Raw genomic sequence first — 14,189 nt, 5'->3', positions numbered from 1 at the left:
AATGGCTATCGCATTTGGCATTGATATCGGCGGATCTGGAGTTAAGGGAGCGCCGGTCGATTTAGAAACCGGAGAATTTACCGCCGAGCGTTTCCGGATAGAAACCCCCTACCCGGCAACTCCGCAAGCGGTATCAAAAACTGCGGCGGATGTCCTAGCTCATTTTGACCTTCCCGAGGACGTGCCGGTGGGGGTTTGTTTCCCGGCTCCCCTTCCAGGAGGGGTAGTTCCTTTCATCGCTAACCTGGGTCAAGAATGGGTAGGCTGTGACGCAGCGGAAGTGTTTTCTAACGCGTTCGGGCGCAGGGTTGCGGTTCTAAACGATGCTGATTCTGCTGGGGTTGCCGAACAAGCATACGGAGTTTTCAAAGATCAGCCCGGGGTTACTATTTTTACAACCTTAGGAACCGGGATTGGAACTGCGCTGTTTATTGATGGGGTGTTAGTTCCTAATACCGAGCTAGGGCATATCGAAGTTAACGGTCATGACGCTGAAAGCCGAGCAGCGGCCTCGGTGCGTAAACGTGATGATTTGGGTTGGAAGAAATGGGCGAAACGCTTGACCCGCTACTACCAGGAACTAGAGAAACTATTTAGTCCAGATTTGTTTGTAGTAGGTGGAGGTGTTTCTCGTAAACACGAGAAGTTCTTGCCGCTATTAGATATTAAAACTCCGATTGTTCCGGCGGAACTGCGTAACACCGCCGGGATTGTAGGGGCAGCGGTTACCGCCAGTAAAGCCGCTAAGTAAACCCTCCTAACCTTAGGGCGCGTCCCCTCTTACCCTTCGTTTTAATCATTTGGGTAAGGTGGGCGCGTCCCCTCGCTTTTATTGGGAGTTGCTCTCACTGGGGAAGGGTTGCTCGCTAGGTTGCTCGCTAGGCTGCTGACTTCCGGTGGGCGCTCCCTCTGATGGGGTTGGATTTTCAGTAGTAGGTCGGGTGGTGGCAGTAGTCTTCGTAGGCATTGGCTCTCGGCTAGTAGTTTGAGTTTGCGAAGGCTCACTGGAAGTTGGCTCTTGCGTCTGGGACTGGCTCGGGGTAGTTTCCGGAGTTGAAGAACTGGTAGTAACCCTTTGAGAGGTAGTGGTTTCTTGTTCTGCCGGTGGCAAGACTTGTCGAGAGGAAATCATGAGCGCCACTACAACTACCGCTCCCGTCAGCAGCGCCACAATCGCAGTCACGATTCCCGCTACTTTCAACAGGCGGCGTTTATCGGCACGCTCTTCCTCGTATTCTTGCTCTTCACGTAGTTTTTCCGCGTCGACTTTAGGATCGTAGGATACAGGAACCCCTTGCGGGAAAGAATCAACCTGGGGGGTGGCAGCGGCCGGATCGATTGGAGGCAGCTTGGTAGTCGCCGCTCCCGAATCTGGATAGGATTCCGGGGAACCGCCAGGTTCCCGACTACCCGCCGCATGAGAAGGAACATAACCGGTGCTAGTTGCGGCGGGAGCGTTAGCCGCAGGGATTGCTTCCGTTTGGGCATTTGCGGACAGGGCGGCAGCATCGCCAACGGCCGAGGGGGCGCCTGCAGGCGGATTTGGTACCGAGATTTTTCTTTGCGCGGCACTGTCAACATCGGGCTGAGCTACCTGTCGGGTAATCCGTCGATTAGTTTGACGCCCTCGAGGAACATAGGCGTTTGCCATCGCTCCCCCCGGCAGATACTCGGTAGGTTTCTCGTCTGAGGCTCTATTGCTCATGGTGCTCCTACTTTCTGTCGCTAGCTACAGTCTAAGCTGTTACCAGCCTTATGGAGGAAAATCCCATAGTATGTAGCGATTTTACCCAGTTTTTGACAGGACTATTCCCACTAAACCCGGGTAGGCTAGAAACTAAGTAATTGTTTTTCACTATCGTCAAAGGAGAGCTATACGTGAGCGAAGAATATCGGATTGAACATGACACTATGGGAGAAGTTCGGGTTCCTAAGGATGCCCTCTACGCAGCCCAAACCCAAAGGGCGGTAGAAAATTTCCCAATCTCGGGACGCACTCTTTCCAGCCACCATGTTGCAGCCCTCGGGCAAATCAAACGAGCCGCGGCAATCGCTAACGCGGAACTGGAGGTAATCGATTCCGAAACCCGTGACGCGATTGTTAAAGGCGCCGAAGAGGTTATCGCTGGTAAACATGATGACCAGTTCCCGATTGATATTTTCCAAACCGGGTCGGGCACCTCCTCGAATATGAACACCAACGAGGTGGTCGCAACTTTAGCCACCGGTTTTAAGGGCAGCAAAGTTCACCCCAATGACCATGTGAACGCTTCCCAGTCCTCTAATGACGTGTTCCCCTCCTCGATTCATATCGCCGCTTATGAGGCCGTAGAGCACGCCCTACTGCCGAAACTAGATCAGCTGGCCACCAGCCTAGAAAAGAAAGCTGAAGAGTTTGCAAACATCGTCAAGGCGGGGCGCACCCACTTGATGGATGCCACCCCGATTATGCTGGGACAGGAATTTTCCGGTTATGCCGCGCAGGTACGCAAAGGCATTGACCGGGTAAAGGACGCAGAAAAGAACCTGGCAGAACTGCCTTTAGGTGGCACAGCCGTCGGTACCGGGATTAACACTCCCGAAGGTTTCTCTGAACGGGTAATTGCCCTGATCGCAGAGAATATGGATCTACCTTTCCGTCAGGCAGATAACCATTTCGAGGCACAGGCCGCGCAAGATTCCCTGGTAGAAATGTCTGGAGCTTTGCGGGTAGTAGCAGTTTCCTTTGTGAAGATCGCCAACGATCTGCGTTGGGCATCTTCTGGGCCGCGCTGCGGTCTGGGAGAAATCACTCTGCCAGATTTGCAGCCCGGTTCTTCGATTATGCCTGGCAAGATCAACCCGGTTTTGCCAGAGGCAACCGTGCAGGTAGCTGCCCAGGTAATCGGTAACGATCAGACGATTGCCTTCGCGGGCGCGCAAGGCAACTTCGACCTGTTAGTGATGCTGCCGGTAATGGCAGTTGACCTGCTAGAGTCGATTAACTGTCTGGGAGCGGTTGCCGGTCTGCTAGCGGAGCGTTGCGTGGATGGAATCGTGGCTAACCCGGAGCGCTGCCTAGAATTGGCAGAATCTTCGGCTTCGATTGTGACTCCGCTGAACCGCTACATCGGCTATGAAAATGCCGCTAAGATCGCGAAGCACGCAGTGAAAGAGAAGATGACTGTCAAGGAATCTGCTCTGGATCTAGGATTTGTTGAGCGTGGGGAAATCAGTGAGGAAGATTTGGATAAAGCCCTCAATGTTGCTGATATGACTCACCCGAAAGCCAGCAAGTAATTAACTACTAACTAGGTCGCGCTTGCCAATGAAACCACTGGCAAGCGCGATTTTATATTTCGTAGCTAACCACCACGGGGGCATGGTCGGAAAACCGCTGGTCGTAGGCCGCGGCGCGATCCACTTGTTGACTGCTCGCCGCCTCTGCCAGTCGTGGGGTGGCAAGCTGATAGTCGATGCGCCACCCGGCATCATTATCGAAGGCTTTACCCCGCCAAGACCACCAAGAATACGGGCCTTGGACTTCCCCTGCGAGGGAGCGCACCACGTCAACCCAGCCCTGTTCGCGCCAGCGATCTAAGAAAGCGATTTCTTCATCTAGGACCCCGGCGCGTTTATTGTGGTTCGGTTTCCAGTTTTTGATATCCCGCTCGGTGTGCACCACATTGAAATCCCCAGCCACCAGCACTAAGGAGTCATTATCTTTTGCGGAGGACGCGGCCGGAGACATAAGCTGCTCCAGCCGGTGCCCGATTCGCTCTAGATGCGCCATTTTATGGTCTTGTTTTTCAGATCCGACTTCCCCGGAATGAAAATAGGCAGAGATTACCCGCAACCGCACGTCCTCACCACCCTCGGTTTCATTTTCCTTAAGCAATAAGGCCTCTAACCAGCGCCCTCCATCTTGGGGAACCTCGACCGGTACCGTATCGGCTTTGGATTCTTCTAGCTGCCAGGGCGAGGATTTACGCACCGCGACGGCTACTCCCGCACGCCCTTTAAGCTGCGAGGCATTCACCGCTACCTGCCACTCGTCTCCAAATAGCTCCTGGGTGATTTCTTCACTGGCTCGTACTTCTTGCGCCAACACTACATCGGGATTTGCTTGTTCCAGCCAGGTATCCATTCCTTTACGGAACGCTGCCCGAATCCCGTTGACATTAACTGTGGCTATCTTGAGCATATTTCCCCTTTACCTAGCATCCTGCCTACCCGCGGTGAGCTGCAAGTTTGGTGATATCAATTTTTCCGCTATCGATTTGGCTACGGATTCCTGCCAGTTCCGCGGTGAGACTATCAGAAAACCTAGGAGCATATTCGCCCCAACCAGCGAGTTTAACTCCGGAGTTCTTTAGAGTCCCCCGGTAATCGTTCCCGGCAACCGAACCGGTTTGCAATTGCTTAAGCAACAGTTTTACACACCCGGAAGGATCGACCACTGTCGAAGTGAGCACGTTGCTCTGTAGTTTTGGGGAGGCGGCGGCCAAATCTTGCCCGTTCCAGATAGCGGTGGCTTCTTTTGCCGCGAGTCCCTCTACCACTCCGGATTCACCCGGAGGTGCCATTACGAAAACAATGTCCACCTTTTTATCCGCTAATTTGAGTAGCTGGTCGCGCAGCTGCACACTTGTCACCTGAACTGGCTCGCCAGCGTTTTGATCCCAAGCGGCAAGTCTAACTCCCGAACCTTTAAACTGGTTATAGTACTCGACCCCGAGACGAAAGCTATTTGCCCAGGAAGATGGAGTATAGATACCGGGAGGATCGCCCACTTCCTTAGCGGTTTTATCCGTCTCAAGGTCACTTATGGCTCCCACTAAACCACTTTTCGTGACGCCGGCAGCGGCATACCCGGCGAGGAAAGCTGGTTCCCGCAGATCAAAATCGATGCCACTGGCATTAGTTAACGCGTCCGTCTTTCCGACCGCTCCCATGACTGCAAAATTCATGTCTGCGTTATCTCTAGCAATCTGCAACAGCGCCCACGCAAATCCCGGTTCTAAAGAAAGCACATTTTTGCATTTCTTTTCCTGGAGTTTTCCCGCGATCTCTTCCGCGGTTTTCACGCTGAGACTAACGGCCTTAGCTAGTTGTTTGTTATCGGGATTAGCTAACTCCTCCCCCATAGCTTTCCCTAACGCCACGGCTCTTATATCTTGCGAATTCTGTTTTTCCACCACACAAAACGCTTTATTTACCTGGGTGTTTACCGGCGATGAGGTACTAGGAGTGACCTGAGGCGTGGAAGTACAGGCACCCAGAGTAAGCGCCAAAGTTGCTGCCCAGGTTAAAGCAGTCGAAACTTTCCAGATCCGCATAGAGAATTCTCCATCTAGTTGGCGTGTCTCATCGCGGTTTCCACCACGTTGAGCAGCAGATTCGCCCGAGTCATCGGACCGATTCCCCCCGGGTTCGGCGAGAGCCAGCCCGCTACCTTGTCAACGCCCTCTGCCACGTCGCCCTCCAGACGAGCCTTCCCGGTTTCCGGATTTACGGCGCCGCGGGAAACCCCCACATCCAGGACGGCAGCGCCTTCTTTAACCATCTCGGGTTTAATAATTCCCGCCGATCCCGCGCAGGCGACAATCACATCCGCTGCACGCGTATGGGTAGCTAAATCCCGGGTTCCAGTATGGCAACAGGTGACGGTGGCATTAACATCTTTGCGGGTCAGCATTAACGGCAGGGAACGTCCCACCGTGGTTCCCCGTCCCACTACGCACACTTGCGCGCCCGCTAACGGCACCTGGTAGTGCTGCAGCAAATCGATACAGGCTCTGGGGGTGCAAGGCAGCGGGGAGGTTACCGGTTCTTTAACCCGCAGCACCAGCCGTCCCAGGTTCATAGGGTGCAAGCCATCAGCATCTTTATCGGGATCAATCGCCTCCAACACCTGGTTAACGTCTACTTGGCGAGGCAGCGGCAACTGCACAATATAGCCGGTACAAGCCGGATTCTCGTTGAGTTTTTCAATCTCCGCTAATACCTGTGCAGTCGAAACGGTATCTGGAAGTTCCACCCGAATCGACTCGATTCCTACCTCGGCACAGTCACGATGTTTACCGGCCACATAGGAAACCGAACCCGGGTCACTTCCCACCAAAATAGTGCCGAGCCCCGGTTTAATCCCCTGTTCATGCAGGCGTTCCACCTGCTGACGCATTTCTTCTTTCAACTGCCGAGCCCGCGCTGCCCCATCCAGCAGAACCGCGTCCCCGCTCCAACCTTTACGCATTTCTTCTCCTTAGTTTGCGGAGCGGGCAGACCCTACCAGTCTGCCCGCTCCCCCATCGACTATTGATTGCGCTTTACGCTACCTGATTGAGTCCCACATACAACGGGAAACGTTTAATCAAAGCATTTACGCGCTCGCGATAGCTGGACTTATCGACATTGCCTCCGCAAGCATCCACCAGCACTCCGGCGATAATCTCGGCTACCTCGGTGAACTCTTTCTTACCAAAACCGCGAGTTGCAAGCGCCGGGGTACCAATCCGCAGCCCGGATCCTACCCGGGGAGGACGCGGATCGAAAGGCACCGTATTGCGGTTAATGGTAATCCCGGCTTCATGCAGCAAATCTTCGCCCTGCTGCCCATCTAGCTGGGAGTTACGCAGATCCACCATCACCAGGTGCACATCGGTTCCTCCCGTCAGTAAGGAAATCCCGCAATCCGCCACATCTGGTTGAGTTAACCGCTTGGCCAGAATCTTCGCTCCCTCTAAAGTGCGTTTTTGCCGTTCTTTGAAATCGTCACTGCCCGCAATCTTCATCGCCACTGCTTTCGCCGCAACTACATGCATCAACGGGCCGCCCTGCTGGCCGGGGAAAACCGCGGAATTAATTTTCTTTCCGAGTTCCTTATCCCGCGACAGAATCATCCCGGAACGCGGCCCGCCTAAAGTCTTATGGACGGTCGTAGAAACCACATCGGAATACGGCACCGGGTTCGGGTGTAATCCCGCAGCTACCAGCCCCGCAAAATGCGCCATATCTGTCCACAAGTAGGCTCCGACCTCGTCCGCGATTTCTCGGAAAGCTTTGAAGTCTTCCTGGCGGGGGTAGGCCGACCAGCCCGCGATAATAACTTTGGGACGATATTTCAAGGCCGCATCGCGCACCTGATCCATATCCACCCAGCTACTTTCTTTATCTACCTGGTAGGCGGTGGCGTTATAGAGCTGACCGGAGAAATTGATTTTCATACCGTGGGTAAGGTGCCCGCCGTGATCTAACGCCAGCCCCATAATGGTGTCCCCCGGCTTAGCCAGTGCCGATAGCACTGCTGCGTTGGCTTGCGCACCCGAATGGGGCTGCACATTAGCGAACTCAGCGGAAAATACTTCCTTAGCGCGATCCCGTGCTAAGTTCTCCGCCACATCTACCGCCTCGCAGCCACCATAGTAACGCCGGCTCGGGTAGCCTTCCGCATATTTATTGGTGAGGACGGATCCTTGCGCCTGCAGCACTGCGCGCGGCACAAAGTTTTCGGAAGCGATCATTTCCAAAGTGCCGCGTTGCCGCTCTAGCTCTTGGTTTAGCACCGCTGCAATCTCGGGATCTACTTGCGATATGGATTGAATAAGAAGCTTGTCTCCCATTGAGTTTTCCTTATTTTCGTAGCGTCAAATCAGCCCAGGCGAGCGACTGATTGACCACTTGTTCCCCGGTGGTATCCCACCTACGCCAGTCACGGTTACGCCCTAAGTCTACCGTGACCGAGGGCGCTTTTACCTAAATATTTCCGGATATAAATGTCTGATTCCACATGCTGACTACCTAAAATGTCTGTCACTGCCCTAACTTATACTCCCTATGTGCTCTGATATCGAGCATAAAAGGTAAAACTTAGGAGAAATCTAATGAGCGAAACTCAAAAACCGATTAGCGGCACCCCGCATCGTGATAAATCCGATGAGGGCTACCGCAAAGGGTTAAAGTCTCGCCACATGCGCATGATTGCGCTGGGCGGGGCCATCGGGTCCGGCCTGTTTTATGGCGCATCTGGACGTATCGTTGACGGGGGGCCGTCAGTTGCTATTGTTTACGCAATTTGCGGTGGGATTGCTTATTTAATGCTTCGCGCCCTCGGAGAACTTAGCCTGTATCGTCCCTCTTCGGGGGGATTTATTTCTCACGCTCGCGAGTTTATGGGCGAGCGTGGCGCCTATTTCACCGGATGGTTTGCCTTTATTACTTATTCTTCCGCTTTAATGGCGGATATCACCGCAATAGCTAACTATATGCATTATTGGAAGCCCTTCCAGATTGTCCCGTTGTGGGCGTGGGCGTTTATCGCCTTGGCATTAATGGTGATTGTCAATCTGGCTAGCGTAAAATTTTTCGGCGAATTCGAGTTTTGGTTCGCGATGATTAAAGTCGCTGCGATTGTGGTCTTTATGATTTTGGCGGTAGTAGCGATTGTTTTCGGGATTTCCTTAACGGTGAATGGAAACAGCTACACTCCCGGCGTGCACGCGATCACCGAGCATGGAGGACTATTCCCCAAGGGCGCATTCACTATGGTCACCCTATCTTTAGGGATTTTGTTCGCCTATGGTGGCTCCGAATATTTGGGGGCTGCGGCCGGTGAGGCCGAGGATCCCCAAAAGGAAATGCCGCGGGCAGTCAACTCTATGATGTGGCGGATTATGTTGTTCTACGTAGGGTGTATCGTCCTGTTTACTTTGCTGTTGCCTTATAACGTATACAACCGTAACGAGTCACCGTTTGTGACTTTCTTTAGCGGCTTGGGTATTCCCGCTGCTGGTCACATCATGAATCTGGTGGTACTGCTGGCTGCCGCTAGCGCTATTAACGCGGAACTTTACACTTGTGGTCGAGGTCTGCGTTCTCTGGCTGTATCCGGGTCTGCCCCTCGTTTCTTGTCCGGTATGAACCGGAACGCGGTTCCCTATGCGGCTATTATCGCTGCTGGTACTATCGGTTTAGTGGGCGTGATGGTGAATTTGTTCTACCCCAATGAAGCCTTTGATGTGATTGCCAATATGGCGGGGATTGGGATCTGTGCCATGTGGGGATCAATCATGATTTCAAACATTTTGTTTGTGCGTCACTGCCGGAAGAATGGTCTGGAACGCCCCAAGTTCCATGTGCCTCTCGCGCCCTACTCTAACTACCTGGTATTAGCAGTTTTGGGGGCAATGATTGTGCTTATGTGGTTCGAGGGCGGACTGGGGCCAACCGCGATTATCGCTTTCGCGTGCGTAACCGTAGCCTTGGCTCTCGCCTGGCTGATAGTGCGTAACCACGTTGATCACGACATGTTTACTGCTAGTTAAGCAGCAGCGCGAATAGCGCAAGACATCCCTAAAACTATGCGTGAGGGAGAGTTTTTCCTCCCGCCCAAGAAATCGGGGAGAGACCTAGTCTCTCCCCGATTTCTTATGCCCACCGCACCCACTCGGATAAAACTCTCCCCCGCGCTTACAGATGCCAAACAGCTATAATCCTTCCCCGTGCTAATAACGTGTTAACAGCGCAACAGACCCCGGCAACGGGCGTGGGAAAAGCACTCCGGGGCCCCGTGAGCCTCAACAAGTTCGGCTCAAGCCCCTCTCGTATCTTTTCCCGCGCCCTCTTGAAACGTTAGTGCTTGCGGACTCGCGCGTTTAGCGTGCGCGGGCTTTCCAGCCTTTGACTCCGCTCTTATGCAGGGATTTATCTACGAAACATTCCGGATTTAAGGGTTCGCCGGCCTCCATTTCGGCTATTAGGAAGGCTATTACCGCCTCGTAAGAATTGGTGCGTTTAAAAATGGTGCGTTGCCGCTGATAACCGACACCGAGTTTCACCATTTCCAGGATTGACCAGAGTTCTTCCGCACAATCTAAATCTTCTGCGGCAGGCGTGAGCTCCTCTAGCCAGGTGGGTAGGGAATTAGTTAGTAGTTCTTCTTCCCCGTGTGCGTCCTCGATCAAGATGGCCTCCATCCCGTAGCGGGCAGCGCGCCAGCGGTTTTCGCGCACGAACCAGTCCGGCATCACTGGTAATTCTTTACCGGCGTCTAGCTGACGGGAAGCCGTTTCTACCAGGGATTGGGTGAGTGCGGCTGCGGCTGCTACCTCTTTAATAGTGGAAGAGGCATCGGCTACCCGCGCTTCAATCGTGCCAAACTTGGGCGAGGGGCGGATATCCCAACGCACCTCATCGAAGGAATCAATCACCCCGGTTTTTAACATCCCCGCGGTAAAATCTTCCAGTTGCTCCCAAGTTTCAAATTGATAGGGTTTTCCGGCAGTGGGTAGCTGTTGAAACACCATCGCCCGGTTATCACAGTACCCGGTATCGACTCCCGCCCAGTAAGGGGAAGAAGCAAACAGCGCCTGAATATGACCAAGTTTGCTGGTCAGATAGTTTTGTATCGGCAGTACCTTATCGCGATCCTCTACCCCCACATGCACGTGGGTGCCAAAAAGTAGCATCTGGCGTCCCCAATACTGGGTGCGGTTGACCAGTTCTTCATAGCGCTTAGAATCGGTGACCTGTTGATAGCTGGGGTTAGCGAAGGGGTGGGATCCGGCAGCTGCCAGCTCTACTCGCAGCGCCGAAGTAACCGGACGCACCAGATTGATACCCTCTTTCAGATCCATGATGCAGTCACGAACGTTGTGGCGAGGACGGGATATTACTTCCACCGTGTTCAGCAGCATCTCCCGATGCACCAGGGGGTTTTGGGGGTGGAGCCGCTCCACTTCCTCCATCACCGCACTAGCACATTGTCGCAGGTCAAAAGAGTCTTTATCAATTAGTTGTAGTTCCCATTCGATCCCAATGGTGGATCGTTCAGAACGAGAAAACTTTATGCTCATCGCCTGCCTCCTAACGGCGGTAATGCTCAGTAAATGCGGACAATAACCGGTGTGAGCTGGTCACATCTTGACTCATGCAGCGGGCAATGACTGCTTCGCGTTCTGCCGCCGCATAGTAGGCGTCCTCATATTGGTCGATGCGGATCTGCATTCCCGCAGTAGTTATTTCCGGGTGAAATTGGGTGCCGTACAGATTATTCTCTAATCGAAGCAGCTGGTAGCGACAGTGTTGTCCGCTGCCCAGCAAAGTTGCTCCCTCTGGAAGTTCCGCCAGCGAATCCCCATGCCCGCTATAACCGCGGATTACCGGATCTAGCTGCCCGGTTACCGGGTCTCCCTGACCCTCCGCGGTTAAAGTAACTTCCACCGCCTGCAGGTCTTCCCCGGTGCGGTCGGTTAACGTGGCGCCAGCCGCCTGCCCCAACATTTGCAGCCCGTAGCACAGCCCCAAAGTGGGAAAATCCTGGTCTAGCAGGTAATGCATGAGTGGCATTAGCTGGTTGTATAACTGCCTTTGTACGGGATTTTCTGATCCAGTTGGCGGATGTGCCCGAAAGGGAGATCCCGAAATAATGACTGCACTATACCTGCCCGCAATATTTAGATCGTGCACCAGGTCAAGGTCAGTTTCTTCTGGCAGCAGATAAGATTGTAGTTCCTGGCCGATTCTCAGTCCGGTGACCTCGGCAATGGTTTGCAGCTCGTCACGCGCTATTTTTCCGGCGGGACGGCATTGGATAAATAAAAACGGCAGCCTTTCTCGCATGGGTTATAGCTTACGGGTTAGCGCGCCATCCGTCATGCCAGACCCTTCAGGTTGCGTAACAGTTCGGGAATTAGGCAACTAAAACCATTTTGGGATTATCCATAGATTTTAATTCCGTCCCTCAGTATTTCGTTCACCAACTCGGGATTATCTTTAAGCTGCTCAAATTTCAAAAGATCCACTTTCTTATTGAGCGCTTCCCGCAAGGATTCTGCCAAATCATAAAACTTAATGCCGGAAATATCTGTGGATATCAACAAATCCACATCACTTTCCGGTTTAGCTTTCCGCTTGGCATAGGATCCAAAGAGATAGCAGTACTCCACATCATAGGAGGCGAATACTTTTCGGCAGATCTCTTCGATTTTTGCGATGGTGAGAATCCCGTGTCCTTCATCGATGTAGCCGTATCGCTCCAGTTTTTCCATCATGTACTGGTACTTTAAAGTTTTTCTCTTCTTTTCTTCGTTCTCGTAATTTTGGTAGGTGCGAATCGGAATATCTAAGTAGGAGGCGCATTCGACCTGAGTTAGTTTCTTCTGTTTGCGGAGTTCCTTCAGGGTCACCCTCATCACCTCTGTCTTGGATTATCGCGTCTAAAATAAAAACACGCAACTATTTTACGCAATTCTTGCGTGTTTTATCAATAGTTAATACGCAATTCTTGCGTGTTTTTCTTGCGTACACCTTGAGGTTTTGGTTATTTTCCATAAATTTTTACGGGGCATCAATCAGGTTACGACACCTTTTGCCCAGGTGGGGGCGGGGGCAGTCACGGTTATGAGGTTAGCGGGATTAGTCGGGTCGGGAAACTGCAGTTCTTGGGCATGTAGGCAGAGCTGCGGGTCGATATTTTCTGGGGCATCTGCGGGCAAAACTTCTGGATAGAGGGGGTCACCTACGAGGGGATACCCGAAATGCGCCAAGGTGGCGCGCAATTGATGAGTAAACCCGGTTTCTGGCTCTAACTGCCACAACAGTTCTTCTTCTGACGCGTTTCCCGGGTTGCCCGGGTTTGCGTTTTCCTCTCCTTCCAGCTTTTCTGTCTTTTCGGGGAGGGGGATTTTTCCGAGGACGAGGCCGCGGGTACGGCTTTTACAGCTGGCCACTTTTGAACCTATCGGGGGCGTCCCTATCGACACTGCCAGCGAGCCAGTTTCTTTAAACATAGGAAGCTGGAAGTCAAAACGCTCCCCCACCTTGGGAGTCACCCTCTCTCCCCCATTAGTAGCGCATCGACTGCGCGCCAGGTAGGTTTTCTTTACTTGCCGCCGGTCAAATAGCTGTTGGTAACGCGCCCGACATTTCGGATCTAGGGTCAACAATAAACATCCAGTAGTCAGGCGATCTAGGCGGTGCGCAGCGGTTATTTCGTCGTTTCCAAATTGGCGGCGAGCCGTCACCACCACTGATCGGGTAACCCAGGAGCCGCGGGGAATAGTTGCCAGGCTAGCGGGTTTATTAACTACGATTGCCCCCTCGCCCTCCCAAAGTACCTGCAACTTCGGTAAGGCAGCGCCTTCATCGGGAGCCACTCGATGCAAGTAGTAGCGTTGCCCCGCCAATAGCTTACTGTCTGGGGACAGGGCAATCCCCAATGGGGAAACCACATCCCCCGCCGCGAACGCTTTCGCCACAAAATCCGCAATCTCGGCGGTAGACAGCGAAAGTTTGCGTTCCAGCTGAGCTTGCAACTGTCGCTCTAACGTTTCCTGACCGGGAGAAACGAACCCCACCGGATCGATTCCGCCCCGCGCCGGCGGACGCGTCCCCGCCCTTCGCTTCCTACGTCTGCTCACCGCGCCTCACCTATTCGCTATCTTGGCCGCAGCCGTTACTACCTTTTCCAGATTATCGCGCCCGGCCATAACCTCCCCAGGGAGAAACTAATTTGCTACTCGGTTAGTTAGCTTTTCTGCCAGGTAAGTATTTATTACTGCATTCCTAGAAATCGCGAGGTCAGCCGCCTGCTTATCCAGCCCCTGAATCATCCAATTGGGCATAGTTAGAGTTACCCTCTTCTGCTCGACCGATCTCAGTGGCGCATTTACCTGTGGGTTTTCCAAGTCGAAATATTCGAGGACGTCCTCACCGTCATCAAATTTTTTATCAATCTGCTCGGCGGTCAAGGTATCAGATGTTTTGCTCATAAATCTGCATCTCCTCCTGTCTGGCGCGCCGCACCGAAATTATCCGCGTATGCCAATCACCTTTGCTCACAAAACGCCAACAAACCAAACCCCACCTAAAACCCAACCTTGCGGTATTTGCAAAACCGCTACGCGGCTTTACATACCGCTGCGTCAAAAATGCCCACAAGCGCAAGCGCTTGGGGCAACACACCAAGCACAACAGACCCCACCAAACACCTTGCGGTATTTGCAAAACCGCTACGCGGCTTTACATACCGCTGCGTCAAAAATGCCCACAAGCGCAAGCGCTTGGGGCATTTTTTCCTTGCGGTAGCGGTGGTGTGTGGTTTCAGGAGATGTGTCCGTTTTTCTTGGGGTTGGGGTTTTAAGATCTTTCAGGACTTGTGTCCGCTTGTAATAAGGAAAAACTCTTTTGATGTCCCAGGTCATTTGTCCGAA

General features: G+C 53.0%; 14 protein-coding genes and 1 riboswitch. Of the genes, 3 read left to right on the top strand and 11 right to left on the bottom strand.

The features are described from left to right. Nucleotide 1 precedes the first annotated feature (1 nt). Nucleotides 2–751 (top strand): polyphosphate--glucose phosphotransferase, encoded by a 750-nt coding sequence (gene ppgK / locus RDM26_RS05160; protein ID WP_307737943.1) that lies wholly within the window; start codon nt 2–4, stop codon nt 749–751. Nucleotides 752–829: 78 nt separating this feature from the next. On the opposite strand, the gene RDM26_RS05155 is transcribed toward ppgK, so the two are convergent. Continuing rightward, nucleotides 830–1,705 carry a hypothetical protein gene (locus tag RDM26_RS05155; protein ID WP_307737942.1) on the bottom strand — a complete coding sequence of 292 codons (876 nt, stop codon included), beginning with the start codon at nt 1,703–1,705 and terminating at the stop codon, nt 830–832. A gap of 173 nt (nt 1,706–1,878) precedes the next feature. On the opposite strand from RDM26_RS05155, the gene RDM26_RS05150 reads away from it, so the two are divergent. Continuing rightward, the gene (locus tag RDM26_RS05150; RefSeq protein ID WP_307737941.1) at nt 1,879–3,279 is read left to right on the top strand and encodes an aspartate ammonia-lyase; all 1,401 of its coding nucleotides are present in this window, start codon (nt 1,879–1,881) and stop codon (nt 3,277–3,279) included. A 52-nt stretch (nt 3,280–3,331) separates the two neighbouring features. Here the strand turns inward: RDM26_RS05150 and RDM26_RS05145 are convergent, their stop codons facing one another. The 4 genes from RDM26_RS05145 to glyA all read right to left on the bottom strand — a co-directional run bounded on the left by RDM26_RS05145 (nt 3,332) and on the right by glyA (nt 7,601). Then, a complete protein-coding gene (locus RDM26_RS05145; protein ID WP_307737940.1) occupies nt 3,332–4,183 on the bottom strand; it encodes an exodeoxyribonuclease III in 852 nt (283 codons plus the stop codon). Between the two features lie 25 nt (nt 4,184–4,208). After that, on the bottom strand, nt 4,209–5,318 hold the full coding sequence (locus tag RDM26_RS05140; RefSeq protein WP_307737939.1) for a BMP family ABC transporter substrate-binding protein: 1,110 nt from the start codon (nt 5,316–5,318) through the stop codon (nt 4,209–4,211). 14 nt (nt 5,319–5,332) lie between these two features. Next, nucleotides 5,333–6,235, bottom strand: a complete 903-nt coding sequence (locus RDM26_RS05135; protein WP_307737938.1) for a bifunctional methylenetetrahydrofolate dehydrogenase/methenyltetrahydrofolate cyclohydrolase — start codon at nt 6,233–6,235, stop codon at nt 5,333–5,335. 73 nt (nt 6,236–6,308) lie between these two features. Further along, entirely contained in the window at nt 6,309–7,601 is a 1,293-nt protein-coding gene (glyA, locus tag RDM26_RS05130; RefSeq protein ID WP_307737937.1) for a serine hydroxymethyltransferase, read from the bottom strand. A 25-nt stretch (nt 7,602–7,626) separates the two neighbouring features. After that, nucleotides 7,627–7,700: riboswitch (ZMP/ZTP riboswitch) on the bottom strand. Between the two features lie 162 nt (nt 7,701–7,862). Here glyA and RDM26_RS05125 point away from each other — a divergent pair. Continuing rightward, entirely contained in the window at nt 7,863–9,302 is a 1,440-nt protein-coding gene (locus RDM26_RS05125) for an amino acid permease (protein ID WP_307737936.1), read from the top strand. Nucleotides 9,303–9,632: 330 nt separating this feature from the next. Here RDM26_RS05125 and RDM26_RS05120 read toward each other — a convergent pair whose 3' ends face one another. The 6 genes from RDM26_RS05120 to RDM26_RS05095 form a co-directional block, all read right to left on the bottom strand. Continuing rightward, the gene (locus tag RDM26_RS05120) at nt 9,633–10,832 is read right to left on the bottom strand and encodes a glutamate--cysteine ligase (RefSeq protein WP_307737935.1); all 1,200 of its coding nucleotides are present in this window, start codon (nt 10,830–10,832) and stop codon (nt 9,633–9,635) included. Between the two features lie 10 nt (nt 10,833–10,842). Then, the gene (locus RDM26_RS05115; RefSeq protein WP_307737934.1) at nt 10,843–11,598 is read right to left on the bottom strand and encodes a gamma-glutamyl-gamma-aminobutyrate hydrolase family protein; all 756 of its coding nucleotides are present in this window, start codon (nt 11,596–11,598) and stop codon (nt 10,843–10,845) included. A gap of 95 nt (nt 11,599–11,693) precedes the next feature. Continuing rightward, complete coding sequence (locus tag RDM26_RS05110) at nt 11,694–12,164, bottom strand: nucleotidyltransferase domain-containing protein (RefSeq protein ID WP_307737933.1); 471 nt, start codon at nt 12,162–12,164, stop codon at nt 11,694–11,696. A gap of 165 nt (nt 12,165–12,329) precedes the next feature. Continuing rightward, the gene (locus tag RDM26_RS05105) at nt 12,330–13,397 is read right to left on the bottom strand and encodes a pseudouridine synthase (protein WP_307737932.1); all 1,068 of its coding nucleotides are present in this window, start codon (nt 13,395–13,397) and stop codon (nt 12,330–12,332) included. An 87-nt stretch (nt 13,398–13,484) separates the two neighbouring features. Then, nucleotides 13,485–13,748, bottom strand: coding sequence for a type II toxin-antitoxin system BrnA family antitoxin (brnA, locus tag RDM26_RS05100; RefSeq protein ID WP_307737931.1), 264 nt, complete (start codon nt 13,746–13,748; stop codon nt 13,485–13,487). A gap of 240 nt (nt 13,749–13,988) precedes the next feature. Further along, nucleotides 13,989–14,189: hypothetical protein (locus tag RDM26_RS05095; RefSeq protein ID WP_307737930.1), on the bottom strand; the 201-nt coding region annotated here is incomplete at its 5' end.

This window comes from uncultured Varibaculum sp. (assembly GCF_902489465.1).
GTDB lineage: Bacteria > Actinomycetota > Actinomycetes > Actinomycetales > Actinomycetaceae > Varibaculum.
This window is presented reverse-complemented; position numbering and strand designations above follow the sequence as displayed.

Excerpts from the sequence above, each read along its gene's own strand:
- ppgK (WP_307737943.1), top strand. The coding sequence starts at position 2 with ATGGCTATCGCATTTGGCATTGATATCGGCGGATCTGGAGTTAAGGGA.
- RDM26_RS05155 (WP_307737942.1), bottom strand. The coding sequence starts at position 1,705 with ATGAGCAATAGAGCCTCAGACGAGAAACCTACCGAGTATCTGCCGGGG.
- RDM26_RS05145 (WP_307737940.1), bottom strand. The coding sequence starts at position 4,183 with ATGCTCAAGATAGCCACAGTTAATGTCAACGGGATTCGGGCAGCGTTC.
- RDM26_RS05140 (WP_307737939.1), bottom strand. The coding sequence starts at position 5,318 with ATGCGGATCTGGAAAGTTTCGACTGCTTTAACCTGGGCAGCAACTTTG.
- RDM26_RS05135 (WP_307737938.1), bottom strand. The coding sequence starts at position 6,235 with ATGCGTAAAGGTTGGAGCGGGGACGCGGTTCTGCTGGATGGGGCAGCG.
- glyA (WP_307737937.1), bottom strand. The coding sequence starts at position 7,601 with ATGGGAGACAAGCTTCTTATTCAATCCATATCGCAAGTAGATCCCGAG.
- RDM26_RS05125 (WP_307737936.1), top strand. The coding sequence starts at position 7,863 with ATGAGCGAAACTCAAAAACCGATTAGCGGCACCCCGCATCGTGATAAA.
- RDM26_RS05120 (WP_307737935.1), bottom strand. The coding sequence starts at position 10,832 with ATGAGCATAAAGTTTTCTCGTTCTGAACGATCCACCATTGGGATCGAA.
- RDM26_RS05115 (WP_307737934.1), bottom strand. The coding sequence starts at position 11,598 with ATGCGAGAAAGGCTGCCGTTTTTATTTATCCAATGCCGTCCCGCCGGA.
- brnA (WP_307737931.1), bottom strand. The coding sequence starts at position 13,748 with ATGAGCAAAACATCTGATACCTTGACCGCCGAGCAGATTGATAAAAAA.